Here is a 21,917-nt window from a genome sequence, read left to right on the forward strand (position 1 = left end):
AGCGGTCAGATTGCGAGGAGTGCAGCGCTCACGCTTTGCTCGCGGTCAGCGGTTGATCTGGACGAATGGCCGGGCGCGGGCTAGGGTCTGCTCGCCCCTTGCGTTCGCGGAATATCGCCATGTCCCAGGCCCTGCTCGCCAGCCTGCATACCCTGAGCTTTCTGCTGTTGTTCTGTCTGCTGGTGCTGGAGCACCGCGAGTTCTGCCTGCCGCTCGATGCGCCACGGGCACGACGGCTGATCCTGCTGGATATCGGCTACGGTTTGGCCGCCGGGCTGGTGCTGGTTACCGGCGCCCTGCGCGTGCTGTGGTTTGGCAAAGGCCTGGATTACTACCTGCACAACGGCCTGTTTCACGCCAAGCTCGGCCTGTTCCTGCTGGTCGGCCTGATCTCTGTTCTGCCGACGCTGACCGCACTCAATCTGCGCCCGGCACTGCAGGCGGGCACCGCTCCCGAGATCACGCCTCGGCGCCTGCAACTGGTGTTGTGGACGATCCGCCTGGAGCTGCTGCTGCTCGCCAGCCTGCCGGTATTGGCCAGCCTGCTGGCACGCGGTTAGAGCCTGTCCAAGGTCTGCTGCGCGTCGGGCCTGCTGCGTTAAAAACCGGCTCAGAATGCTCATTTACCCTATGTAAACTGCGCTTCTTCGCCTGTTTTTGCCTTGCATACCTCTAGCTCGAGAGACCTTGGACAGGCTCTTACGGCGCGGGCTGATCGCCAAGCCAGCTGTACCAGGGCACATCCTGACGCTGCTCGACCCGCACCAACGGGCTGTGCCGCAAGCGCACCAGCAGTCGCTTGCCTGCCTCGGCACTGCCGGCCAGCGCCTGCAGATCCGCCAGCAACTGCGGCCCCTCGCAGGCACCTGCCTCACGCAGCAACTGGCAGGCAGTCAGCCACAGACGATCGGTTGCCGGGCTGACCACCGGCGTCGCAGAAGGTACAGGCGCAGCCTCCGTCGCCGCCGGCAGCGCGCCACGCAGCAACTCGGCCAGGCGCGCCCACTCCCCATCTTCCAGACTGATCTGCAGATCAATCGCTAGGTCACCCAGTTGCCCCCGCACGCGCATGCCATCCTCCTGCGCCGGCTTGGCGCCTCCGAACATTTGTTATAACGTAACAATATAAATTTACTGGAGCCTCATTATGCGCCTGTTGCTGCTGACCCTGCCTCTCGCCCTGCTGCCCTTCGCGCCAGCCCACGCCAATGAACACGCACACGAGCACGACCATGATGAGCACGCCAGCCTGGACGCTCACGAGCATGGCAGCGCCAGCCTGAATATTGCCCTGGAGGGCAACAGCCTGGAGCTGGAGCTGGACAGCCCGGCGATGAACCTGCTGGGCTTCGAGCACGCCGCCCACAGCACTGCCGACCGCGCCAAGCTGGCCAGCGTGAAACGTCTGCTGGAGCAGCCCCAGCAGCTCTTCACCCTGCCCGCGGCCGCCAACTGCCAGATCACCAGCAGCGAGCTGCACAGCCCGCTGTTCGAAGATGAGCACGCAGACGAGCAACACAATGATGTTGAAGCGCACTACCAGTTCAGCTGTGCCAATCCGCAAGCCCTGGACAGCCTGTCGCTGGCGGCCTTCTTCCAGCAGTTTGCCGGCATGGAGAAGCTGCAGGTGCAACTGATCAGCACCACCGGGCAAAGCGGCAAGACGCTCACCGCCAGTGACAGCCTGCTGCCGTTGTAAAACCCTGCTTGTCGCCGCGACTGTGAGGCTCTAGATTCGCCGCACCTGCCCTGCCCGAGACCGCCATGACTGCCCTGCTTGAACTGCATGATCTCGGCTTTGCCTGGCCCGGCCAGGCCGAGCTGCTGGATATCCCGCACTTTGCCCTGCAGTCCGGGGAGAGCCTGTTTCTCAAAGGTCCCAGTGGCAGCGGCAAGACCACCCTGCTCGGTCTGCTGGGCGGCGTGCAAAAGGCCGGCCGCGGCAGCATCCGCCTGCTCGGCACGGAGCTGGGCAGTCTAGGTGCAGGCGCGCGCGATCGTTTCCGCGTCGATCACACCGGCTACATCTTCCAGCAGTTCAACCTGCTGCCGTTTCTTTCGGTGCGCGAGAACGTCGAGCTGCCCTGTCATTTCTCCAAGGCCCGCGCCACTCGTGCACGCCATCGTCATGGCAGCATCGATCTGGCCGCCGCGACCCTGCTGGAGCACCTGGGCCTGAAGCCCGAGCTGCTGGAGCGCCGCGCCGATGCCCTGTCGATTGGCCAGCAGCAGCGTGTCGCCGCCGCCCGCGCCCTGATCGGCCAGCCCGAACTGGTGATCGCCGATGAGCCGACCTCGGCACTGGATGCCGATTCGCGGGAGGCTTTCATCCGCCTGCTGTTCGCCGAATGCCGCGAGGCCGGCAGCAGCCTGCTGTTTGTCAGCCACGACCAGAGCCTGGCGCCGCTGTTCGACCGCAGCCTGTCACTGGCCGAACTCAACCGCGCCGCCCAGCCGCAGGAGGCCTGAGATGTACTTGCTGCGCCTGGCCCTGACCAGTCTCAACAACCGCCGCTTCACGGCCCTGCTCACGGTATTCGCCATCGCCCTGTCGGTGTGCCTGCTGCTGGCGGTGGAGCGCATCCGCACGGAAACCCGCGCCAGCTTCGCCAGCACCATCAGCGGCAGCGACCTGATCGTCGGCGCCCGCTCCGGCAGCGTGAACCTGCTGCTGTACTCGGTGTTCCGCATCGGCAATGCCACCAACAACATCCGCTGGGACAGCTTCGAGCATTTCGCCGCCCACCCACGCGTGAAGTGGGCCATCCCGCTATCGCTGGGCGACTCGCATCGCGGCTACCGGGTGCTGGGCACCAGTGCCGCCTATTTCGAGCGTTATCAGTACGGGCGCAATCAGGCATTGCAGCTCGCTCAAGGCAAACCCTTCAACGACCTGTTCGAGGTGGTGCTGGGCGCGGAAGTGGCCGATGCCCTCCACTACAAGGTCGGTCAGCAGATTGTCCTGGCCCATGGCGTCAGCACGGTCAGCCTGGTCAAACACGACGACAAGCCCTTCACCGTGGTCGGCATTCTCGCCCGCACCGGCACGCCGGTGGACCGCACCCTGCATATCTCCCTCGCTGGCATGGAGGCCCTGCATGTCGACTGGCAGAACGGCATGCCCGCCCGCGGCGCTGCCAAGCTGAGTGCCGAACAGGCGCGAGCACTCGACCTGCAGCCCAGGGCAATTACCGCCATGCTGCTGGGTCTGAACAGCAAGATCGCCACCTTCAGCCTGCAGCGGGAAATCAACGAATTCCGCGGCGAACCCCTGCTGGCCATCCTTCCCGGTGTGGCCCTGCAGGAGCTGTGGAGTCTGATGGGCACGGCCGAAAAAGCCCTGTTCGTGGTGTCGCTGTTCGTGGTGCTGACCGGGCTGATCGGCATGCTCACCGCCATTCTCACCAGCCTCAATGAACGGCGGCGGGAAATGGCCATCCTGCGTTCGGTCGGCGCCCGCCCCTGGCATATTGGCAGCCTGCTGGTACTGGAAGCCTTCAGCCTGGCCGCTGCCGGCGTCGGGCTCGGTCTGGCCCTTCTGTATATAGGCATTGCCGCCAGCCGTGGCTGGCTGCGCACGCAATACGGCCTCGATCTGCCGCTGGCCGCCCCCAACCTCTATGAGTGGCAGCTGCTCGGCGCTATTCTGGCCGCCGCCCTGTTGATGGGCGTGATCCCGGCACTGCGCGCCTACCGGCAATCGCTCAGTGACGGATTGTCGATCCGACTCTGAGGTGGTCATGCCACGTTTTCTCTTTGCTGTGCTGTTGAGCCTGAGTCTGCCGCTGAGTGCGGCCGACGTACGCGAACTGACCTGGGTGGAGATGGTGCCGGCAGATGCACCTCCCGTCGCCGCAGCCCCCCAGGCGCCGATGCACGACCTGTCGCAACTGGCCGATGCGCTGACCAATGAAAGCGGCCCTGCAATGACCCAGCAATCGCCGGCCGCGCCGGTGGTCAAGGCGCTGGACGGCCAGCAGGTGAAACTGCCGGGCTACATCGTGCCGATCAATGTCAGCGACGAGAACCGCGTCATCGAGTTCCTCCTGGTGCCCTACTACGGCGCCTGCATCCATGTGCCGCCACCACCCTCGAACCAGATCGTCTACGTCACCTCGGAGCTGGGTGTGCAACTGGACGATCTCTATCAGCCGTTCTGGATCGAAGGGCCACTCAAGGTCGAAGCGGCCAGCAGCGAGCTGGCAGAAGCCGGCTACCGCATGGCCGCCGAGAAGATCTACGCCTACGAGATGAGCGAGTGATCACACCGCACTTTGGGTGAGCTGACAGAGCCCACGCCGGCAGCGAGGCTGCGCGCTCCAATAAAAATAATGGAGCCTCACCCATGCGCCTGCTTACCCTCTGCCTGCTCAGCCTGCTGCCGTTCCTCGTCCAGGCCCGCAGCATCGACCAGATCGAGATTGCCGAACACCTCAACGCCGAACACGAGCTGCCCGCCCTGCAACTCAATGGCGCCGCCACCCGCTACTTCTTCGGCATGGTTCCGGTGTATGTCGGCGCGCTGTACCTGGAGCAGCCGGCCAACAACAGCCAACAGGTCATCACGCAGAACAGTGCCAAGCGCATGCAGTTCGTCATGCGCCGCGATGTGCGCGCCCGCAAGATCGCCGAAGCCCTGGGCGACGCACTGTCAACCAATCTCGACGAATCCGAGCTGCGCCAGCTGCAACCGCAAATCGATCAGCTGATGGCGCTGTATGGCAACGTCACCCTGCACACAGGCGATATCAGCAGCCTCGACTACCTGCCCGGCCAGGGCACGCGCCTGATCATGGGCGGTCAGGAAAAGGGGCGCCTGCCAGGCAAAGCGCTCTACGACGCGCTGCTCAAGGTGTGGATCGGCCCCAGCCCGGTCAGCCGCGAGTTCAAGGCGGCCATACTCGGCGGCGCGGCACCGGCGAGCGCGCGCTTTGACAGCGCAGAAAATAAAAATTCCGTGAAAGCGACCAACTGAGCGGATGTTGAGCCAGATCAAGAATTACCCTGACACACTCTCGGACAATGCAGCCAGCCAATACAAAAGCTCATCACTTGCTGGAGCACATCATGCGTAAATCCCTGTTCACCGCTTCGCTTCTGGCCCTGGCCGTAGCTGCCCCGTTCGCCAATGCCTATGAGGCTGGCGATATCGTTGTCCGTGCCGGTGCCGCCACCGTCGATCCGCACGAAGACAGCAGCGACATCTGGGTTGGCGCTCTGGGTACCGACGTTGCCGGCACCAAGGCCACCCTGGACAGCGACACCCAACTGGGCCTGAACTTCATGTACATGGCTACCGACAACATCGGTGTCGAGCTGCTGGCCGCTACCCCGTTCACCCACAACGTGGGCGTTTCCGGCATGCCGGGCCCGTTCGCCGGCCTGAACGGCAAACTGGGCGAACTGAAGCACCTGCCGCCGACCCTGTCCGTAGTCTACTACCCGCTGGACAAGGCCTCTGCCTTCCAGCCGTATGCCGGCCTGGGCATCAACTACACCTGGTTCTTCGACACCGAACTGACCAGCACGGCTGAAGACAAAGGCTTCAGCGGTCTGGATCTGGACGATTCCTGGGGTCTGGCCTACCAGCTGGGCATGGACTACATGCTGACCGACAGCGTCATGCTCAACGCCCAAGTGCGCTACATCGACATCGACACCAAGGGCACCACGTCCTTTGGCGGTCGCGAAGTCGAAGTTGACGTCGACGTTGACCCGTTCGTTTACATGGTCGGCCTGGGCTACAAGTTCTGAGCACACTCCCTGTGGGCAACCGCAGCTAGGGCGCCTTCGGGCGCCCTTTTTTGTTAGGGCGGCAATATGTACCTTGTGCTCAAGAGTCTGCATGTCGGCCTGGCACTGGCCAGCATCGGCCTGTTCGGCTGGCGGCTGTGGCGCAGCTGGCAAAGCCAGTCACAGCGCACGCCAAGCTGGGTGCATGGCATCGACAGCCTGCTGCTGCTCAGTGCCGGTCTGCTGATCTGGCAAGCCATGCCATGGCCCCTGCCCGACTGGCTGCAATTGAAGATCGCGGTACTGGTGCTCTACATCGCGCTGGCAGCCCTGGCACTGCGTCGCGCACCTGGATCGGCAAAAGTCCTGCTCAGCCTGGCCTGCGCGCTATCCATCGCCGCCATACTGGCGCTGGCCCGCCTCAAGCCCTTCTGAAAAAGAACAGCTAGCGCCCGAGTAGCGCGGCCAGACCAGCCGCCAGCGGGGTGATCGCCCCCAACTCATAGTGCTGCAGCAAGCGACGGTTATCCGCCCGCGAATGACGGATATCGCCACTGCGGGCCGGAGCATGCGCGACCGCCGGCAGACCACCCAGAACCTGTTCGATGGCCGCCAGCAGCTGGTTGAGGCTGGTCGCCTGATTCAGCCCGACATTGACCGCACCCTCCGGAGTGTCGGGCTTGTTCAAGCCCTGCAGCAGCAGACGCACCAGATCGGCCACATAGAAGAAATCGCGGGTCTGCTCACCATCACCGAAGATGCTGATCGGCAGCCCGGCCTGGGCACGCTCGCAGAAGATGCTGATCACTCCGGAATACGGCGATGACGGATCCTGACGCGGCCCGAAAATATTGAAGAAACGGAACACTACCGGCTGCAGATCATGCTGACGGCGGTAGAAGTCCAGATAGTACTCACTGGCCAGCTTGTCCGCCGCGTAAGGCGTCAGCGGAGCCTTCGGCGTGTCTTCGGCAATTGCCTCACCCTCGCCATTCTGCCCATACACCGCCGCACTGGAGGCAAACAGCACACGACGCACACCCTGCTCGCGCATGGCCTCGCAGACATTCAGGGTGCCGATGAAATTGCTCTGGTGGGTACTGACCGGATCATCCACCGAGGCCTGCACCGACGCCACCGCCGCCAGATGGGCCACCGCCACGCAACCTTCCACGGCCTGGCGCACCAGAGCCGCATCGGCCACATCACCGACCAGCAGCTGCAGGCGCGGGTTAGCCAGCGGCAGATTGCTGCGTTTGCCGGTGGACAGGTTATCCAGTACCCGTACCGCATGCCCCTTTGCCAGCAGGGCATCGACCAGGTGCGAGCCAATAAAACCGGCTCCGCCGGTCACCAGAATGGGAGCTGCAGTCATGACGTTCTCAAATATGGCGGAAATAACGATCCAGCAGGCTGGGCAAACCGGAGCGCCAGGCGCGCGGCTTGACGCCGAAGGTGTTGAGGATCTTCTTGCAGGCCAGCACGGCATGCTGCGGCTCATCGCCGGTATCCGGCCTGGCGGCATGGGCCTGAGCGACGACGGCCTCGCTCTTGATGGCACGCAGCGCGCGCGCCTCTTCCAGAACCGCCTGTCCCAGCGCCAGCGCCGTGGTCGCCTCATGGCCACCGTAGTGATAGGTGCCCCACAGGGGTGACTGGCAATCGAGCTGTTTGAGCACGGCCAGCACCACTCGCGCGGCATCGTCCACCGGGGTCGGGTTGCCGCGGCGGTCATCGGCCAGCATCAACTCGTCACCCCGCACCGCCCGACGCAGAAAACGCCCTACGGCGCCCTCGGCACTGTCATCCAGCAGCCAGCCAAAACGCAGCAGCACATGCCGCGGACACAGGGCGCGCACGCTCTGCTCCATACGCCATAGCGCCTGGCCACGCAGGCCCAGCGGCAACGGCTCGTCACGCTCGCCATACGCGGTGGCGCGGGCGCCGTCAAAGACGCGGTAACTGGAAGGCTGCAACAGCACCACCGCGTGGTGCTGACAGAGTTCGGCAAGACGCTCGACGGCCCGCTCCTGCGCGGCAAATCGGCTCTCGCTGACCTGTTCGGCCTGGAACCAGTCGAAGTAATAGGCCAGGTTGATCACCGCATCCGGCCGCGTTTCATCCAGCAGGAGAGTGAGACTGGCAGCGTCCCAGCCCTGCTCGGGCGGACGCGGCGCGAGGAAGCCGATGTCTTCCTCAGCGCCCTGACGAATCAGGGCCTGGCCGAGAGCACTGCCACCACCCAGCAACAACAAGCGCATGCGCATGCGAGGTCAGCTCCCGGCCAGCCAGGATCAGAACGGGATGTCGTCGTCGAAGCTGTCGTAGTCCGGTGCCGGCTGGGCAGCGGCCTGCGGCGCTTGACGCGGAGCAGCCTGTTGCGGTTCGCGCTGCGGACGCGGTGCGCGCGGCGCATCATCACCAGCATTGCCACCACGACCACCGAGCAGCTGCAGGGTGCCGTTCATGTCCACCACGATCTCGGTGGTGTAGCGCTTCACGCCATCCTTCTCCCACTCGCGGGTCTGCAGACGGCCTTCGATATAGCACTGGCCACCCTTGCGCAGGTACTCGCCGGCGATTTCCGCCAACTTGCCGAAGAACACCACGCGGTGCCATTCGGTACGTTCCTGCTGCTGACCGGTCTGCTTGTCCTTCCAGCTGTCGGTAGTGGCCAGGGTGATGTTGGTCACCGCGTTGCCATTGGGCAGATAACGGGTTTCCGGATCGCCGCCGACGTTACCGATCAGAATGACTTTGTTTACCCCACGGGCCATTTCGTTCTCCTAAGCTGAATGCGTAACCGGCGCCTCTTCGAGCTCCCGCTCGAGCAACGCACGATTCAATTGTTGGGTGTCCACTTTGATGTACAGGGCCGCTTCTTCGGCGACGACCACGGCGTCACTGACGCCCGGCACCACCAGAATGCGCCCCACCAGACTGCTATCCGCCAGCGCCTCGGCGCTGAGCGGCCGACGCAGACTGGTCACGTAAGGCGGCTCACGCATAGTAGCAGCAAAGCCAAGCCAGAAAAGAGCCAGCAGCGCACAGCCGATAAACACCCCGGCAAAACCCAGATGCTGATACATCCAGCCACCGAGCAGGCCTCCCACGGCCGCGCCGAGGAACTGGCTGGTGGAATAGATCCCCATCGCCGTGCCCTTGCCGCCGGCCGGCGCCACCTTGCTCACCAGCGATGGCAGGGAGGCTTCGAGCAGATTGAAGGCGGTAAAGAAGATCACATTACCGACCACCAGCCACTGCAGGCTGGTGCCGAACAGCCAGAAGAACAGTTCGCAGAGCAGCAGCACACTGACCGCACCAACCAGCACGCGCTTCATCTGACGCTTCTTCTCGCCATAGATGATGAACGGCACCATACCGAAGAATCCGATCAGCAGCGCCGCCAGGTACACCCACCAGTGCTGCTCCTTGGGCAGACCACCCTCTTCTACCAGCGCCAGGGGCAAGGCAACAAAGCTGGCCATCAGAATTGCATGCAGCACACCGATGCCGATGTTCAGGCGCAGCAGTTCAGGGTGCTTGAGCGTGGCGGCCAGTGCCTGCCGAGCAATATTCGACTCACGGTGGGCCAGTGTCTGCGGCGCACGCGGCACGACCAGCAGCACGATGACCAGACCAAACAGCGCCATGCCTGCGGTCGCCCAGAACAGCCCCGCCAGACCGAAAGCCCGCGTCAGCAGCGGGCCGACCACCATGGCCACGGCAAACGACAGGCCGATGCTCATGCCGATCATGGCCATGGCCTTGGTCCGGTGCTGCTCGCGGGTCAGGTCCGACAGCAGCGCCATCACCGCCGCAGAGATCGCCCCAGCCCCTTGCAGAACCCGCCCCGCGATCACGCCCCAGATACTCTCGGCATTGGCCGCCAGGACCGCGCCCGCAGCAAACACCAGCAGGCCGAAGACAATCACGGGCATACGCCCAATGCGATCGGACAAGGTGCCGAAAGGAATCTGCAGGACAGCCTGAGTCAGGCCATAGGCGCCAATCGCCAGGCCGATCAATGCCGGCGTCGCGCCCGCCAGATCCTGGCCGTAAGTCGCCAATACGGGCAGAACCATGAACATGCCCAGCATGCGAAAGGCATACACCAACGCCAGCCCACCGGCTGCGCGGGTTTCGCGAGCGCTCATCCGCGCATCGTGCAGATCGTGCATGACGACCCCCTGGAAAATCGAGGCCGCGATTCTATCAGCACACCCGCCTCCGGCACAGGCACGTGCTTTGCTGTGCACTGGCCAGCGGCCGTATACTCGCGGGTTTCCGCTCGCCGCCGAGGCCTGTCGTGGACAAGATCCTGATTCGTGGGGCGCGCACCCACAACCTGAAGAACATCGACCTGACCCTGCCGCGCGACAAGCTGATCGTGATCACCGGCCTGTCCGGTTCCGGCAAGTCGTCGCTGGCCTTCGATACCCTTTACGCCGAGGGCCAGCGCCGTTACGTCGAGTCGCTGTCGGCCTATGCCCGGCAGTTCCTGTCGATGATGGAGAAGCCCGACGTCGACACCATCGAAGGTCTGTCGCCGGCCATCTCCATTGAACAGAAGTCGACCTCGCACAACCCGCGCTCGACGGTCGGCACCATCACCGAGATCTACGACTACCTGCGCCTGCTCTACGCCCGCGTCGGTATTCCGCGCTGCCCGGACCACGATGTGCCGCTGGAAGCACAGACGGTCAGCCAGATGGTCGACCAGGTGCTGGCCTTGCCGGAAGGGCGCAAGCTGATGCTGCTAGCGCCGGTTATCCGCGAGCGCAAGGGCGAGCACCTGTCGGTATTCGAGGAAATGCGTGCCCAGGGCTTCGTCCGTGCACGGGTCAACGGCAAGCTCTACGAGCTGGACGAACTGCCCAAGCTGGACAAGCAGAAGAAGCACTCGATCGATGTGGTGGTGGACCGTTTCAAGGTCCGCGAGGACCTGCAGCAGCGTCTGGCCGAATCCTTCGAGACCGCACTGAACCTGGCCGACGGAATCGCCCTGGCAGCCCCCATGGACGATGAGGAAGGTGATGAAATCATCTTCTCCGCCCGCTTTGCCTGCCCGCACTGCGGCCACTCGATCAGCGAGCTGGAACCCAAGCTGTTTTCCTTCAACAACCCGGCCGGCGCGTGCCCGACCTGTGACGGCCTGGGCGTTAAGCAGTTCTTCGACGTCAAGCGCCTGGTCAACGGCGAGCTGACCCTGGCCGAAGGCGCCATCCGCGGCTGGGACCGGCGCAACGTCTACTACTTCCAGATGCTCGCCTCACTGGCCGCGCACTACGGCTTTAGCCTGGAGGAGCCGTTCGACGATCTGAGCGCCGAGCACCAGAAAGTCATTCTGTTCGGCAGCGGCTCGCAGAATGTTGAATTCCGCTACCTCAACGACCGCGGCGACATCGTCAAACGTGCCCACCCCTTCGAAGGCATCATTCCCAACCTCGAGCGGCGCTACCGTGAAACCGAATCGCAAACCGTTAGGGAAGAGCTGGCCAAGTTCCTCAGCACCCAACCCTGCCCGGACTGCCGCGGCACGCGCCTGCGCCGCGAGTCTCGTCACGTCTGGGTCGGCGAACGCACACTGCCCGCCGTCACCGCCCTGCCAGTCGGCGAAGCCTGCGATTACTTCGGCAACCTGGCCCTGACGGGTCGCCGCGGCGAGATTGCCGAGAAGATCCTCAAGGAAATTCGTGAGCGCCTGCAGTTTCTGGTCAACGTCGGTCTCGACTACCTGACCCTCGATCGCAGTGCCGACACCCTGTCCGGCGGTGAAGCCCAGCGCATCCGTCTGGCCAGCCAGATCGGCGCGGGCCTGGTCGGCGTCATGTACATCCTCGACGAGCCTTCCATCGGCCTACACCAGCGCGACAACGAGCGCCTGCTGGGCACCCTCACCCACCTGCGCAACCTGGGCAATACGGTGATAGTGGTCGAGCACGATGAAGATGCCATCCGCCTGGCGGACTACGTGGTGGATATCGGCCCCGGCGCTGGCGTACATGGCGGCCGTATCGTGGCCGAAGGCACTCCGGACGAGGTCATGGCGCACCCCGACTCGTTGACCGGCAAGTACCTCTCCGGCCGCGAGAAGATTCGCTATCCAGCCAACCGCACACCGCGCGACAAGAAGAAACAGCTCAAGCTCAAGGGCGCGCGCGGCAACAACCTGCGCAACGTTGACCTGGAAATTCCGCTGGGTTTGCTTACCTGCGTCACCGGCGTATCCGGCTCAGGCAAATCGACGCTGATCAACAACACCCTGTTCCCCCTGGCCTCGACTGCCCTCAACGGCGCCACGACGCTTGAGGCTGCGCCTCACGACAGCCTCGATGGCCTGCAGCATCTGGACAAGGTAGTGGATATCGACCAGAGCCCGATCGGACGCACCCCGCGTTCGAATCCGGCCACCTACACCGGCCTGTTCACACCGATCCGCGAACTGTTCGCTGGCGTGCCGGAAGCGCGCTCACGCGGCTACGGTCCGGGGCGTTTCAGCTTCAACGTCAAGGGCGGTCGCTGCGAGGCCTGCCAGGGCGATGGTGTGATCAAGGTGGAGATGCACTTCCTGCCGGACATCTACGTGCCCTGCGACCTGTGCAAGGGCAAGCGCTACAACCGCGAAACCCTGGAAGTGAAGTACAAGGGCAAGAGCATTACCGAGGTCCTTGACATGACCATCGAAGAAGCCCGGGTCTTCTTCGATGCCGTACCGGCCATCGCGCGCAAGCTGCAGACCCTGATCGACGTAGGCCTCTCCTACATCAAGCTGGGTCAGAGCGCGACGACGCTTTCCGGCGGCGAGGCGCAGCGGGTCAAGCTATCGCGCGAGCTGTCCAAGCGCGACACCGGAAAGACCCTGTACATCCTCGACGAACCCACTACCGGCCTGCATTTTGCCGATATTCAGCAGCTACTCGACGTACTACACCGCCTGCGCGACCACGGCAACACCGTGGTGGTCATCGAGCACAACCTGGACGTCATCAAGACCGCCGACTGGATTGTCGACCTCGGCCCCGAGGGTGGCTCCAAGGGCGGTATGATCATCGCAGCCGGCACGCCGGAGGAGGTCGCAGAAATGGCGCAGTCGCATACCGGCTACTTCCTCAAGCCACTACTGGCCCGCGACAAGACGTGAGCGCAGCAATAAAAAAGCCCCGCACTGCGGGGCTTTTTTATGAAGGCCTGTTTATATCTGCGATTGCAGGTAGTTTTCCAGACCGACCTTGTCGATCAGACCGAGCTGAATCTCCAGCCAGTAGGCATGGTCCTCCTCGGTATCCTTCAGCTGAGCCAGGAGAATGTCGCGCGTGGTGTAATCCTGATGGCGCTCGCACAACTCGATACCATTGGCGAGGGCTGCACGTACCTCATACTCGAGCGCCAGATCCAGCTTGAGCATCTCAGGAACGCTCTGACCGAAGCTGAACGCCGTTGGCGCCATATCCGGTACGCCTTCAAGGAACAGAATGCGCTTGAGCAGGGCATCGGCATGCTGCGTCTCCTCTTCCATCTCATGGTTGATGCGCTCATACAGCTTGCTGAAGCCCCAGTCCTCGTAATAACGCGAATGCACGAAATACTGGTCACGGGCCGCCAACTCCCCTTTCAGCAATTGCTTCAGGTAATCGATGACCTCGGCATGGCCTTTCATGAGCATATCCTTGAGCGATGACAGATAACTGGAAACATGCTGGTCCCACCAACGCGTTCGGTCAAGCTAAGACCTGCCAGAAGGATGCTTGTCGAAGCCGAGGGAACATCCATAGATATGCGCAGCGCACAGCACAGCTTCTCGATACCCGATACTTTTCTACAGGCAATAAAAAACCGGGCAAGCCCGGTTTTTTATTGCGCGACCGATTACTCGGCAGCGGCTTCTACGGCACCAGCGACCGGACGGTCAACCAACTCAACGTAGGCCATCGGAGCGTTGTCACCAGCGCGGAAGCCGCACTTGAGAATACGCAGATAGCCACCTTGACGGTTGGCGTAACGCTTGCCCAGATCGTTGAACAGCTTGCCGACCGCTTCCTTGGAGCGAGTGCGGTCGAAAGCCAGACGACGGTTGGCAACGCTGTCTTCCTTGGCCAGGGTGATCAGCGGCTCGGCAACGCGGCGCAGTTCCTTGGCTTTCGGAAGGGTGGTTTTGATCAGCTCGTGTTCGAACAGGGACACCGCCATGTTCTGGAACATGGCCTTGCGGTGTGCGCTGGTGCGGCTCAGGTGACGGCCACTTTTACGATGACGCATGGTTTAATTCCTTACCAAACTTCAAGTTCGGTGATCGTGACGATCAGGCCGTGGCCTTATCGTCTTTCTTCAGACTTGCCGGCGGCCAGTTGTCGAGGCGCATGCCGAGGGACAGACCGCGGGAGGCCAGAACGTCCTTGATCTCAGTCAGGGACTTCTTGCCCAGGTTCGGAGTCTTCAACAGTTCTACTTCGGTGCGCTGAATCAGATCACCGATGTAGTAAATGTTCTCCGCCTTCAGGCAGTTGGCCGAACGTACGGTCAGCTCGAGATCATCGACCGGGCGCAGGAGGATCGGATCGATCTCATCTTCCTGCTCAACCACGACCGGCTCACTGTCACCTTTGAGATCGACGAACGCGGCCAGCTGCTGCTGCAGAATGGTCGCGGCACGACGGATGGCCTCTTCAGGGTCCAGAGTACCGTTGGTTTCCAGATCAAGAACCAGCTTGTCCAGGTTGGTGCGCTGCTCAACGCGGGCGTTTTCCACCACGTAAGCGACACGACGGACCGGGCTGAAAGAAGAATCCAGCTGCAGACGACCAATGCTGCGGCTTTCATCTTCGTCACTCTGACGCGCGTCAGCCGGCTCATAGCCGCGACCACGAGCCACAGTGAGCTTCATGTTCAGAACACCGTTGTCCGCCAGGTTGGCAATCACGTGGTCGCCGTTGACGATTTCAACATCATGATCCAGCTGAATGTCGGCGGCGGTGACCACGCCTGCGCCTTTCTTGGAAAGGTTCAGGGTTACCTCGTCACGGCCATGCAGCTTGATAGCCAGACCTTTCAGGTTCAGCAGGATTTCAATGACATCTTCCTGCACACCCTCGATGGCGCTGTACTCATGGAGCACGCCATCGATTTCGGCCTCGACTACTGCACAGCCGGGCATGGAGGACAACAGGATGCGACGCAGCGCGTTGCCCAGGGTATGGCCGAAACCACGCTCGAGAGGCTCGAGCGTGATCTTGGCACGGGTCGGACTGACCACCTGCACATCAATGTGGCGGGGGGTCAGGAACTCATTTACCGAACTCTGCATGGATAGCACCTATTTTCTAACTCTTACTTGGAGTAGAGCTCGACAATCAGGTTTTCGTTGATGTCGGCAGACAGGTCGCTGCGAGCCGGCACGCTCTTGAACACGCCAGACTTCTTCTCGGCATCGACGTCGAGCCACTCGAGACGACCGCGCTGAGCGGCCAGATCCAGGGCTTGAGCGATACGCAGCTGGTTTTTCGACTTTTCACGAACAGCCACGACGTCACCGGCCTGAACCTGGTAAGACGGAATGTTCAGGGTCTTACCGTTAACGGTGATCGACTTGTGCGATACCAGCTGACGGGATTCAGAACGGGTAGCACCGAAGCCCATACGGTAAACGACGTTATCCAGACGGCACTCGAGGAGTTGCAGCAGGTTTTCGCCGGTAGCACCCTTACGACGGGCAGCTTCCTTGTAGTAGCTGCTGAACTGACGCTCGAGTACGCCGTAGATACGACGAACTTTCTGCTTCTCACGCAGCTGCAGACCGTAGTCGGACAGACGACCACGACGGGCGCCATGCTGGCCAGGAGCGGATTCGATGTTGCACTTGGATTCGAGCGCGCGCGCACCACTCTTCAGGAAGAGATCGGTGCCTTCACGACGAGACAGTTTGCACTTGGGACCAATGTAACGAGCCATTCTTCACTGTCTCCTATTACACGCGACGCTTCTTCGGCGGACGGCACCCGTTATGCGGGATTGGCGTCACGTCGGTGATGCTGGCGATCTTGTAGCCGCAGGCGTTCAGTGCACGCACAGCGGATTCGCGACCCGGGCCTGGGCCTTTGACGTTTACGTCGAGGTTTTTCAAACCGTATTCCAGAGCCGCTTGACCAGCGCGCTCAGCAGCCACCTGGGCAGCGAACGGGGTGCTCTTACGGGAACCACGGAAGCCCGAACCACCAGAGGTTGCCCAGGACAGAGCATTACCTTGACGGTCAGTGATGGTCACGATGGTGTTATTGAAAGAAGCGTGGATATGGGCGATCCCATCCACCACTGTCTTTTTGACTTTCTTACGAGTACGAGCAGCTGGCTTAGCCATGACTTATTTCCTGTCGATTCGCGGGCGCAATGTTACTTGCGGATCGGCTTACGCGGGCCCTTACGGGTACGCGCGTTGGTCTTGGTACGCTGACCACGAACAGGCAAGCCACGACGATGACGCAGACCGCGGTAGCAGCCCAGGTCCATCAGACGCTTGATGTTCATGTTGATTTCGCGGCGCAGGTCACCCTCAGTGGTGAGCTTTGCGACTTCGCCACGCAGCTGTTCAATCTGCTCGTCGCTCAGATCCTTGATTTTTGCTGCCGGGTTTACACCGGTAACAGCGCAGATCTTTTGCGCGGTTGTGCGACCGACACCATAGATGTAGGTCAGCGAGATAACAGTGTGCTTGTTATCCGGAATGTTGACGCCTGCAATACGGGCCATTCAGTGGAACTCCAATTGACAGCTACCCACGCCCTGGAAGCCAAGAAATAGGGCGCGAGATATTAGCGCTGTAATAACAAAGAATCAACCCGGCAGCGCACTAGCTGCCGGGCTCATTACGCGTGAATCACACTCAGCCTTGGCGCTGCTTGTGACGCGGCTCCGCGCTGCAGATCACGCGAACAACACCTTCGCGGCGAATGATCTTGCAGTTGCGGCACAGCTTCTTGACCGATGCACGAACTTTCATCAGTAACTCCTAGAACCTTACGGACGCTATATCAGCGGAGCATTCCGCCGCCATAGCCCTTCAGGTTGGCTTTCTTCATCAGGGATTCGTACTGGTGCGAAACGAGGTGCGATTGTACTTGGGCCATAAAGTCCATCACAACCACGACCACGATCAGCAACGAGGTCCCGCCAAGGTAGAACGGCACATTGGCCGCCACCACCAGGAACTGGGGCAGCAAGCAGACAGCCGTCATGTACAGAGCACCGAACAGAGTCAAGCGGGTCAGAACGCCATCGATATAGCGCGCCGACTGCTCACCCGGACGAATACCCGGAATAAAGGCACCGGACTTCTTCAGGTTTTCCGCCACATCCTTCGGATTGAACATCAGGGCTGTGTAGAAGAAGCAGAAGAAGATGATCCCTGCACTAAACAGCAGAATGTTCAGCGGCTGGCCGGGCGCGATCGACTGAGCAATTTCCTGCAGCCAGCCCATACCCTCGGACTGACCGAACCACGAACCCAGCGAAGCCGGGAACAGCAGGATGCTGCTGGCAAAGATTGCCGGAATCACGCCAGCCATGTTGACCTTCAGCGGCAGGTGGCTGGTCTGCGCAGCGAAGACCTTGCGGCCCTGCTGACGCTTGGCGTAGTGCACCGCAATGCGACGCTGGCCACGCTCAATGAACACCACGAACCCGATGATGGCAACCGCCAGCAAACCGATCGCAATCAGAGCGAAGATATTGATATCGCCCTGACGCGCCGATTCGAAGGACTGCCCTATCGCCGACGGCAGGCCAGCAACGATGCCAGCGAAGATCAGCATGGAAATACCATTGCCAACCCCACGCTCGGTGATCTGCTCGCCCAACCACATCATGAACATGGCACCAGCTACGAAAGTGGTGACTGCCACGAAGTAGAAACCGAAGTCGGTAGAGAACGCCACACCCTGACCAGCCAGACCAACGGACATGCCGATAGCCTGGACCAGTGCCAGTGCAACAGTACCGTAGCGGGTGTACTGGCTAATCTTGCGACGGCCAGCCTCACCTTCCTTCTTCAACTGCTCCAGTTGCGGGCTGACAGCGGTCATGAGCTGCATGATGATCGATGCCGAAATGTACGGCATGATCCCCAGCGCAAAGATGCTCATGCGCTCCAGCGCGCCACCGGAAAACATGTTGAACAGGCTAAGAATGGTCCCCTCGTTCTGCCGGAACAGTTCCGCCAGCCGGTCAGGGTTGATTCCGGGCACTGGAATGTGCGCACCAATCCGATAGACGATGATCGCCAGGAACAGGAAACGCAGTCGAGCCCAGAGCTCGGACAACCCGCCATTGCTGAGCGCTGAGAGAGCACCTTGCTTAGCCATTTAGTCCTCGAACTTACCGCCAGCTGCTTCGATAGCCGCACGCGCACCCTTGGTGGCAGCGATACCTTTGAGGGTTACCGCACGACCAACCTCACCGGACAGCATGACCTTTACACGCTGCACGTTTTGGTTGATGACGTTGGCATCCTTCAGCGACTGCAGGGAGACGACATCGCCTTCCACTTTGGCCAGTTCGGAAGTACGCACTTCTGCGCGATCCATGGCCTTCAGGGAAACGAAGCCGAACTTCGGCAGACGACGGTGCAACGGCTGTTGACCACCCTCGAAGCCCGGAGCAATGGTGCCACCGGAGCGGGAGGTTTGACCTTTGTGGCCACGGCCACCGGTCTTACCGAGACCGCTACCGATACCACGGCCCGGACGGTGCTTTTCGCGACGGGCACCCGGCGCGGAACGCAGATCGTTCAGTTGCATGGATTAACCCTCTACGCGCAGCAGGTAGTAAGCCTTGTTGATCATGCCGCGGTTTTCAGGAGTGTCCTGAACTTCCACGGTGTGACCGATACGACGCAGGCCGAGACCCTTGACGCAGGCTTTGTGATTGGCCAGACGGCCGTTCACGCTCTTGATCAGCGTGACTTTGACAGTTGCGTTAGCCATGATCAGAGAATCTCCTCGACGCTCTTACCACGCTTGGCGGCCACGGATTCCGGGGACTGCATGTTCTTCAGACCCTTGAAGGTGGCATACACCACGTTCACCGGATTGGTGGAGCCATAGCACTTGGCCAGAACGTTCTGCACACCAGCCACTTCCAGGACAGCACGCATGGCGCCGCCGGCGATGATACCGGTACCTTCCGAAGCCGGCTGCATGTACACCTTGGAGGCGCCATGGGCGGACTTGATCGGGTACTGCAGGGTGGTGCCGTTCAGGTCGACCTGAATCATGTTGCGGCGTGCAGCTTCCATCGCTTTCTGGATGGCAGCCGGCACTTCGCGGGACTTGCCACGACCGAAACCGACGCGACCATTGCCATCACCCACCACGGTCAGCGCGGTGAAAGTGAAGATACGGCCGCCCTTGACGGTCTTAGCAACGCGATTGACCTGCACCAGCTTCTCGGTGTAGCCATCGCTCTGGGCATCATCACGGTTACCGCGATCGCGCTTTTGCTCGTTATTTGCCATAACTTAGAACTCCAGCCCGCCTTCACGAGCAGCATCGGCCAGCGCTTTCACGCGACCGTGGTACTTGAAGCCAGAACGGTCGAATGCCACCTGGGTGATGCCAGCGGCTTTAGCACGCTCGGCAACCAGCTGACCAACCTTCTTGGCCGCGTCGACGTTGCCAGTGGCACCATCGCGCAGTTCTTTGTCCAGAGTCGAGGCGCTGGCCAGGACTTTGGCGCCGTCGGCCGACAAGACCTGGGCGTAGATGTGCTGGGAAGAGCGGTATACACAAAGGCGTACGGCTTCCAGCTCGCGCATCTTCAGGCGTGCCTTGCGAGCGCGACGCAGACGGGTTTCTTTCTTTACGCTCATTTGCTATGCCCTACTTTTTCTTGGCTTCTTTGCGACGTACGACTTCGTCGGAGTAGCGAACACCTTTGCCCTTGTAAGGCTCAGGACGACGGAAGTCACGAATCTCCGCAGCCACTTGGCCCACGAGCTGCTTGTCGATGCCCTTGATCAGGATATCGGTCTGGCTCGGGGTTTCAGCGGTAACGCCTTGCGGCAGTTCGTAGTCGATTGGGTGCGAGAAGCCGAGAGCCAGAGAGAGCACCTGGCCTTTGGCCTGAGCTTTATAGCCCACACCTACCAGCTGCAGCTTGCGCTCGAAGCCTTGGCTAACACCGGTCACCATATTGTTGACCAGCGCGCGAGTGGTACCGGCCATGGCGCGATTCTGGTTGTCGCCATTGCGAGCAGCGAAGCGCAGCTCACCAGCGTCCTGAATCACTTCAACAGACGGATGCACGTTCAGTTCAAGAGCACCCTTGGAGCCCTTGATCGACAGCTGCTGGCCGGCGAGTTTGACCTCAACACCAGCGGGCAGCTTGACGGGGTTCTTAGCAACGCGAGACATGCTTTCTCCCCCTTAGAACACTGTGCACAGTACTTCGCCGCCGACACCGGCAGCGCGAGCAGCGCGATCCGTCATCACACCTTTGTTGGTGGAGACGATGGAAACGCCGAGACCGCCACGCACTTTCGGCAGCTGATCAACCGGCTTGTATTGACGCAGGCCTGGACGGCTGGTGCGCTTCAGCTCTTCGATAACCGGCTTGCCTTCGAAATACTTGAGATCGATCGACAGGGACGGCTTCGCTTCAGAACTGACTTTAAAATCCGCAATGTAGCCTTCGCTCTTGAGAACTTGGGCAACCGCCACCTTCAGCTTCGAAGACGGCATGCTTACGACGGACTTTTCAGCCATCTGGGCATTACGGATGCGAGTTAGCATGTCTGCTAACGGGTCCTGCATACTCATGGGCTTGATGCTCCTGATACACAAATGAACGGCACTAAGGCCAAAACCACCCAAACGGGCACAGCAAAATGCCGGGCTCAGGCGAGCCGGGCATTCTATAGACTGATCAAAAATGAATCAAGCCCCAAAAGGGGCTTGATTCATTAGACCGTCAACCCCGGCACGCCGGGGCAGATCGATTACCAGCTGGCTTTCACCAGACCCGGTACGTCACCGCGCATGGCAGCTTCACGCAGCTTGATACGGCTCAGGCCGAACTTGCGATAGACACCGTGCGGACGACCGGTCAGACGGCAGCGATTACGCAGGCGGCTGGCGCTCGCGTCACGCGGCTGCTTCTGCAGGGCAACCTGGGCTTCCCAACGCGCTTCCGGAGTGGAGTTCGGATTGGCGATGGTAGCCTTCAGCTCGGCACGCTTTTTGGCGTACTTGGCAACCGTTTGCTGACGCTTCAGCTCACGGTTTTTCATGCTTGTCTTGGCCATGTCCTAGTCCTCAGTTACGGAAAGGGAATTTGAAAGCGCGCATCAGAGCACGGCCTTCATCATCGTTACGAGCGGTGGTGGTCAGAGTGATATCCATACCACGCAGCGCATCGATCTTGTCGTAATCGATTTCCGGGAAAATGATCTGCTCTTTGACACCCATGCTGTAGTTGCCACGGCCATCGAAGGACTTGGCATTCAGACCACGGAAGTCACGAACGCGCGGCAGAGAGATGGTCAGCAGACGGTCCAGGAACTCATACATGCGATCGCTACGCAGAGTTACCTTGACGCCAATCGGCCAGCCCTCGCGCACCTTGAAGCCTGCAATGGACTTGCGGGCAAAGGTGACAACCGGCTTTTGACCAGCAATCTTTTCCAGGTCAGCCAGAGCGTTTTCGATAATCTTCTTATCGCCAATCGCTTCGCCCAGACCCATGTTCAGAGTGATCTTGGTGATACGCGGAACTTCCATCACGTTGGCCAGCTGAAGCTCTTCTTTCAGCTTGGGCGCGATTTCCTTCCGATAAATCTCTTTCAGTCGTGCCATGGTGTTTTACCTAGCAGTGCTCAAGCGCCAACCGGCTTTTGGGTGGACTTGAAGACACGAATCTTCTTACCGTCTTCGAGTTTGAAACCAACGCGGTCAGCCTTGTTGGTATCAGCATTGAAGATGGCAACGTTGGAGACGTGCAGCGGGGCTTCCTTCTCGACGATACCGCCTTGATTGCCCAGCATCGGGTTCGGCTTGGTGTGGCGCTTGATCATGTTGATCCCACCCACGACCAGACGGTCGTCAGCGAGAACCTTGAGCACCTTACCGCGCTTGCCCTTGTCTTTGCCGGCGATGACGATGACTTCGTCGTCACGACGAATCTTTTGCATGACGGCT

At 61.0% G+C, this 21,917-nt stretch carries 31 protein-coding genes; 9 read left to right on the forward strand and 22 right to left on the reverse strand.

Annotated elements, in window-relative coordinates:
- Positions 1–119 precede the first annotated feature (119 nt).
- On the forward strand, positions 120–560 hold the full coding sequence (locus HNP49_RS13400) for a DUF2214 family protein (protein WP_184684021.1): 441 nt from the start codon (positions 120–122) through the stop codon (positions 558–560).
- A 139-nt stretch (positions 561–699) separates the two neighbouring features.
- On the opposite strand, the gene HNP49_RS13405 is transcribed toward HNP49_RS13400, so the two are convergent.
- Positions 700–1,071, reverse strand: coding sequence for a hypothetical protein (locus tag HNP49_RS13405; protein WP_184684022.1), 372 nt, complete (start codon positions 1,069–1,071; stop codon positions 700–702).
- 76 nt (positions 1,072–1,147) lie between these two features.
- Here HNP49_RS13405 and HNP49_RS13410 point away from each other — a divergent pair, with 76 nt between their 5' ends.
- The 7 genes from HNP49_RS13410 to HNP49_RS13440 all read left to right on the forward strand — a co-directional run bounded on the left by HNP49_RS13410 (position 1,148) and on the right by HNP49_RS13440 (position 6,168).
- On the forward strand, positions 1,148–1,699 hold the full coding sequence (locus HNP49_RS13410; RefSeq protein ID WP_184684023.1) for a DUF2796 domain-containing protein: 552 nt from the start codon (positions 1,148–1,150) through the stop codon (positions 1,697–1,699).
- Between the two features lie 65 nt (positions 1,700–1,764).
- Complete coding sequence (locus tag HNP49_RS13415; RefSeq protein WP_184684030.1) at positions 1,765–2,469, forward strand: ABC transporter ATP-binding protein; 705 nt, start codon at positions 1,765–1,767, stop codon at positions 2,467–2,469.
- Position 2,470: 1 nt separating this feature from the next.
- On the forward strand, positions 2,471–3,733 hold the full coding sequence (locus tag HNP49_RS13420) for an ABC transporter permease (RefSeq protein WP_184684032.1): 1,263 nt from the start codon (positions 2,471–2,473) through the stop codon (positions 3,731–3,733).
- Between the two features lie 7 nt (positions 3,734–3,740).
- A complete protein-coding gene (locus HNP49_RS13425) occupies positions 3,741–4,262 on the forward strand; it encodes a DUF3299 domain-containing protein (protein WP_184684033.1) in 522 nt (173 codons plus the stop codon).
- Positions 4,263–4,345: 83 nt separating this feature from the next.
- Complete coding sequence (locus tag HNP49_RS13430; protein WP_184684035.1) at positions 4,346–4,975, forward strand: chalcone isomerase family protein; 630 nt, start codon at positions 4,346–4,348, stop codon at positions 4,973–4,975.
- Positions 4,976–5,067: 92 nt separating this feature from the next.
- Complete coding sequence (locus HNP49_RS13435; RefSeq protein WP_184684036.1) at positions 5,068–5,754, forward strand: OmpW family protein; 687 nt, start codon at positions 5,068–5,070, stop codon at positions 5,752–5,754.
- 66 nt (positions 5,755–5,820) lie between these two features.
- Positions 5,821–6,168, forward strand: coding sequence for a SirB2 family protein (locus HNP49_RS13440; protein ID WP_184684038.1), 348 nt, complete (start codon positions 5,821–5,823; stop codon positions 6,166–6,168).
- A 10-nt stretch (positions 6,169–6,178) separates the two neighbouring features.
- Here HNP49_RS13440 and HNP49_RS13445 read toward each other — a convergent pair whose 3' ends face one another.
- From HNP49_RS13445 to HNP49_RS13460, 4 genes are read right to left on the reverse strand one after another with little or no spacing between them, the layout of a single operon-like run.
- Entirely contained in the window at positions 6,179–7,108 is a 930-nt protein-coding gene (locus HNP49_RS13445) for an NAD-dependent epimerase/dehydratase family protein (protein ID WP_184684039.1), read from the reverse strand.
- 7 nt (positions 7,109–7,115) lie between these two features.
- The gene (locus tag HNP49_RS13450) at positions 7,116–8,000 is read right to left on the reverse strand and encodes a sugar nucleotide-binding protein (protein ID WP_184684041.1); all 885 of its coding nucleotides are present in this window, start codon (positions 7,998–8,000) and stop codon (positions 7,116–7,118) included.
- A gap of 27 nt (positions 8,001–8,027) precedes the next feature.
- A complete protein-coding gene (locus HNP49_RS13455) occupies positions 8,028–8,510 on the reverse strand; it encodes a single-stranded DNA-binding protein (RefSeq protein WP_095941491.1) in 483 nt (160 codons plus the stop codon).
- A 9-nt stretch (positions 8,511–8,519) separates the two neighbouring features.
- Entirely contained in the window at positions 8,520–9,914 is a 1,395-nt protein-coding gene (locus HNP49_RS13460; RefSeq protein WP_184684042.1) for an MFS transporter, read from the reverse strand.
- Between the two features lie 128 nt (positions 9,915–10,042).
- On the opposite strand from HNP49_RS13460, the gene uvrA reads away from it, so the two are divergent.
- On the forward strand, positions 10,043–12,877 hold the full coding sequence (gene uvrA, locus HNP49_RS13465; protein WP_184684043.1) for an excinuclease ABC subunit UvrA: 2,835 nt from the start codon (positions 10,043–10,045) through the stop codon (positions 12,875–12,877).
- Between the two features lie 51 nt (positions 12,878–12,928).
- Here the strand turns inward: uvrA and bfr are convergent, their stop codons facing one another.
- The 17 genes from bfr to rplX form a co-directional block, all read right to left on the reverse strand.
- Positions 12,929–13,393: a bacterioferritin gene (gene bfr, locus HNP49_RS13470; RefSeq protein WP_184684044.1), complete on the reverse strand. Its 465-nt coding sequence runs from the start codon at positions 13,391–13,393 to the stop codon at positions 12,929–12,931.
- 209 nt (positions 13,394–13,602) lie between these two features.
- On the reverse strand, positions 13,603–13,992 hold the full coding sequence (rplQ, locus tag HNP49_RS13475; RefSeq protein ID WP_095941487.1) for a 50S ribosomal protein L17: 390 nt from the start codon (positions 13,990–13,992) through the stop codon (positions 13,603–13,605).
- Positions 13,993–14,035: 43 nt separating this feature from the next.
- Complete coding sequence (locus tag HNP49_RS13480; protein ID WP_095941486.1) at positions 14,036–15,037, reverse strand: DNA-directed RNA polymerase subunit alpha; 1,002 nt, start codon at positions 15,035–15,037, stop codon at positions 14,036–14,038.
- A 23-nt stretch (positions 15,038–15,060) separates the two neighbouring features.
- Positions 15,061–15,681, reverse strand: coding sequence for a 30S ribosomal protein S4 (gene rpsD / locus HNP49_RS13485; protein WP_184684045.1), 621 nt, complete (start codon positions 15,679–15,681; stop codon positions 15,061–15,063).
- Between the two features lie 16 nt (positions 15,682–15,697).
- Entirely contained in the window at positions 15,698–16,087 is a 390-nt protein-coding gene (gene rpsK, locus HNP49_RS13490) for a 30S ribosomal protein S11 (RefSeq protein ID WP_021702690.1), read from the reverse strand.
- Between the two features lie 32 nt (positions 16,088–16,119).
- On the reverse strand, positions 16,120–16,476 hold the full coding sequence (gene rpsM / locus HNP49_RS13495; RefSeq protein WP_184684054.1) for a 30S ribosomal protein S13: 357 nt from the start codon (positions 16,474–16,476) through the stop codon (positions 16,120–16,122).
- A gap of 133 nt (positions 16,477–16,609) precedes the next feature.
- The gene (gene rpmJ / locus HNP49_RS13500; protein ID WP_002555468.1) at positions 16,610–16,726 is read right to left on the reverse strand and encodes a 50S ribosomal protein L36; all 117 of its coding nucleotides are present in this window, start codon (positions 16,724–16,726) and stop codon (positions 16,610–16,612) included.
- Between the two features lie 31 nt (positions 16,727–16,757).
- Positions 16,758–18,086, reverse strand: a complete 1,329-nt coding sequence (secY, locus tag HNP49_RS13505) for a preprotein translocase subunit SecY (protein WP_184684062.1) — start codon at positions 18,084–18,086, stop codon at positions 16,758–16,760.
- Complete coding sequence (rplO, locus tag HNP49_RS13510) at positions 18,087–18,521, reverse strand: 50S ribosomal protein L15 (RefSeq protein ID WP_095941482.1); 435 nt, start codon at positions 18,519–18,521, stop codon at positions 18,087–18,089.
- Positions 18,522–18,524: 3 nt separating this feature from the next.
- On the reverse strand, positions 18,525–18,707 hold the full coding sequence (gene rpmD / locus HNP49_RS13515; protein WP_143490134.1) for a 50S ribosomal protein L30: 183 nt from the start codon (positions 18,705–18,707) through the stop codon (positions 18,525–18,527).
- Between the two features lie 2 nt (positions 18,708–18,709).
- Complete coding sequence (gene rpsE, locus HNP49_RS13520) at positions 18,710–19,237, reverse strand: 30S ribosomal protein S5 (protein ID WP_184684071.1); 528 nt, start codon at positions 19,235–19,237, stop codon at positions 18,710–18,712.
- Positions 19,238–19,240: 3 nt separating this feature from the next.
- On the reverse strand, positions 19,241–19,591 hold the full coding sequence (rplR, locus tag HNP49_RS13525) for a 50S ribosomal protein L18 (RefSeq protein ID WP_095941480.1): 351 nt from the start codon (positions 19,589–19,591) through the stop codon (positions 19,241–19,243).
- 10 nt (positions 19,592–19,601) lie between these two features.
- Positions 19,602–20,135 carry a 50S ribosomal protein L6 gene (gene rplF, locus HNP49_RS13530; RefSeq protein WP_184684073.1) on the reverse strand — a complete coding sequence of 178 codons (534 nt, stop codon included), beginning with the start codon at positions 20,133–20,135 and terminating at the stop codon, positions 19,602–19,604.
- A gap of 12 nt (positions 20,136–20,147) precedes the next feature.
- On the reverse strand, positions 20,148–20,540 hold the full coding sequence (rpsH, locus tag HNP49_RS13535; RefSeq protein ID WP_184684075.1) for a 30S ribosomal protein S8: 393 nt from the start codon (positions 20,538–20,540) through the stop codon (positions 20,148–20,150).
- A gap of 179 nt (positions 20,541–20,719) precedes the next feature.
- Complete coding sequence (gene rpsN / locus HNP49_RS13540; RefSeq protein WP_184684083.1) at positions 20,720–21,025, reverse strand: 30S ribosomal protein S14; 306 nt, start codon at positions 21,023–21,025, stop codon at positions 20,720–20,722.
- A 10-nt stretch (positions 21,026–21,035) separates the two neighbouring features.
- On the reverse strand, positions 21,036–21,575 hold the full coding sequence (gene rplE / locus HNP49_RS13545; RefSeq protein WP_184684085.1) for a 50S ribosomal protein L5: 540 nt from the start codon (positions 21,573–21,575) through the stop codon (positions 21,036–21,038).
- 20 nt (positions 21,576–21,595) lie between these two features.
- The gene (gene rplX / locus HNP49_RS13550; RefSeq protein ID WP_184684087.1) at positions 21,596–21,910 is read right to left on the reverse strand and encodes a 50S ribosomal protein L24; all 315 of its coding nucleotides are present in this window, start codon (positions 21,908–21,910) and stop codon (positions 21,596–21,598) included.
- Between the last annotated feature and the right edge of the window lie 7 nt (positions 21,911–21,917).

Origin of the sequence: Pseudomonas fluvialis, assembly GCF_014207935.1 — a bacterium.
GTDB lineage: Bacteria > Pseudomonadota > Gammaproteobacteria > Pseudomonadales > Pseudomonadaceae > Aquipseudomonas > Aquipseudomonas fluvialis_A.

Excerpts from the sequence above, each read along its gene's own strand:
- bfr (WP_184684044.1), bottom strand. The coding sequence starts at position 13,393 with ATGAAAGGCCATGCCGAGGTCATCGATTACCTGAAGCAATTGCTGAAA.
- HNP49_RS13460 (WP_184684042.1), bottom strand. The coding sequence starts at position 9,914 with ATGCACGATCTGCACGATGCGCGGATGAGCGCTCGCGAAACCCGCGCA.
- rpsD (WP_184684045.1), bottom strand. The coding sequence starts at position 15,681 with ATGGCTCGTTACATTGGTCCCAAGTGCAAACTGTCTCGTCGTGAAGGC.
- rpsN (WP_184684083.1), bottom strand. The coding sequence starts at position 21,025 with ATGGCCAAGACAAGCATGAAAAACCGTGAGCTGAAGCGTCAGCAAACG.
- HNP49_RS13400 (WP_184684021.1), top strand. The coding sequence starts at position 120 with ATGTCCCAGGCCCTGCTCGCCAGCCTGCATACCCTGAGCTTTCTGCTG.
- rplR (WP_095941480.1), bottom strand. The coding sequence starts at position 19,591 with ATGAGCGTAAAGAAAGAAACCCGTCTGCGTCGCGCTCGCAAGGCACGC.
- rplE (WP_184684085.1), bottom strand. The coding sequence starts at position 21,575 with ATGGCACGACTGAAAGAGATTTATCGGAAGGAAATCGCGCCCAAGCTG.
- HNP49_RS13440 (WP_184684038.1), top strand. The coding sequence starts at position 5,821 with ATGTACCTTGTGCTCAAGAGTCTGCATGTCGGCCTGGCACTGGCCAGC.
- HNP49_RS13455 (WP_095941491.1), bottom strand. The coding sequence starts at position 8,510 with ATGGCCCGTGGGGTAAACAAAGTCATTCTGATCGGTAACGTCGGCGGC.
- rplF (WP_184684073.1), bottom strand. The coding sequence starts at position 20,135 with ATGTCTCGCGTTGCTAAGAACCCCGTCAAGCTGCCCGCTGGTGTTGAG.
- HNP49_RS13450 (WP_184684041.1), bottom strand. The coding sequence starts at position 8,000 with ATGCGCATGCGCTTGTTGTTGCTGGGTGGTGGCAGTGCTCTCGGCCAG.
- rpmD (WP_143490134.1), bottom strand. The coding sequence starts at position 18,707 with ATGGCTAACGCAACTGTCAAAGTCACGCTGATCAAGAGCGTGAACGGC.
- rpsK (WP_021702690.1), bottom strand. The coding sequence starts at position 16,087 with ATGGCTAAGCCAGCTGCTCGTACTCGTAAGAAAGTCAAAAAGACAGTG.
- HNP49_RS13425 (WP_184684033.1), top strand. The coding sequence starts at position 3,741 with ATGCCACGTTTTCTCTTTGCTGTGCTGTTGAGCCTGAGTCTGCCGCTG.
- HNP49_RS13410 (WP_184684023.1), top strand. The coding sequence starts at position 1,148 with ATGCGCCTGTTGCTGCTGACCCTGCCTCTCGCCCTGCTGCCCTTCGCG.
- HNP49_RS13405 (WP_184684022.1), bottom strand. The coding sequence starts at position 1,071 with ATGCGCGTGCGGGGGCAACTGGGTGACCTAGCGATTGATCTGCAGATC.
- rplO (WP_095941482.1), bottom strand. The coding sequence starts at position 18,521 with ATGCAACTGAACGATCTGCGTTCCGCGCCGGGTGCCCGTCGCGAAAAG.
- HNP49_RS13435 (WP_184684036.1), top strand. The coding sequence starts at position 5,068 with ATGCGTAAATCCCTGTTCACCGCTTCGCTTCTGGCCCTGGCCGTAGCT.
- HNP49_RS13420 (WP_184684032.1), top strand. The coding sequence starts at position 2,471 with ATGTACTTGCTGCGCCTGGCCCTGACCAGTCTCAACAACCGCCGCTTC.
- HNP49_RS13430 (WP_184684035.1), top strand. The coding sequence starts at position 4,346 with ATGCGCCTGCTTACCCTCTGCCTGCTCAGCCTGCTGCCGTTCCTCGTC.
- rpsM (WP_184684054.1), bottom strand. The coding sequence starts at position 16,476 with ATGGCCCGTATTGCAGGCGTCAACATTCCGGATAACAAGCACACTGTT.
- rplQ (WP_095941487.1), bottom strand. The coding sequence starts at position 13,992 with ATGCGTCATCGTAAAAGTGGCCGTCACCTGAGCCGCACCAGCGCACAC.
- HNP49_RS13480 (WP_095941486.1), bottom strand. The coding sequence starts at position 15,037 with ATGCAGAGTTCGGTAAATGAGTTCCTGACCCCCCGCCACATTGATGTG.
- HNP49_RS13415 (WP_184684030.1), top strand. The coding sequence starts at position 1,765 with ATGACTGCCCTGCTTGAACTGCATGATCTCGGCTTTGCCTGGCCCGGC.
- rpsH (WP_184684075.1), bottom strand. The coding sequence starts at position 20,540 with ATGAGTATGCAGGACCCGTTAGCAGACATGCTAACTCGCATCCGTAAT.
- secY (WP_184684062.1), bottom strand. The coding sequence starts at position 18,086 with ATGGCTAAGCAAGGTGCTCTCTCAGCGCTCAGCAATGGCGGGTTGTCC.
- rplX (WP_184684087.1), bottom strand. The coding sequence starts at position 21,910 with ATGCAAAAGATTCGTCGTGACGACGAAGTCATCGTCATCGCCGGCAAA.
- HNP49_RS13445 (WP_184684039.1), bottom strand. The coding sequence starts at position 7,108 with ATGACTGCAGCTCCCATTCTGGTGACCGGCGGAGCCGGTTTTATTGGC.
- rpsE (WP_184684071.1), bottom strand. The coding sequence starts at position 19,237 with ATGGCAAATAACGAGCAAAAGCGCGATCGCGGTAACCGTGATGATGCC.
- rpmJ (WP_002555468.1), bottom strand. The coding sequence starts at position 16,726 with ATGAAAGTTCGTGCATCGGTCAAGAAGCTGTGCCGCAACTGCAAGATC.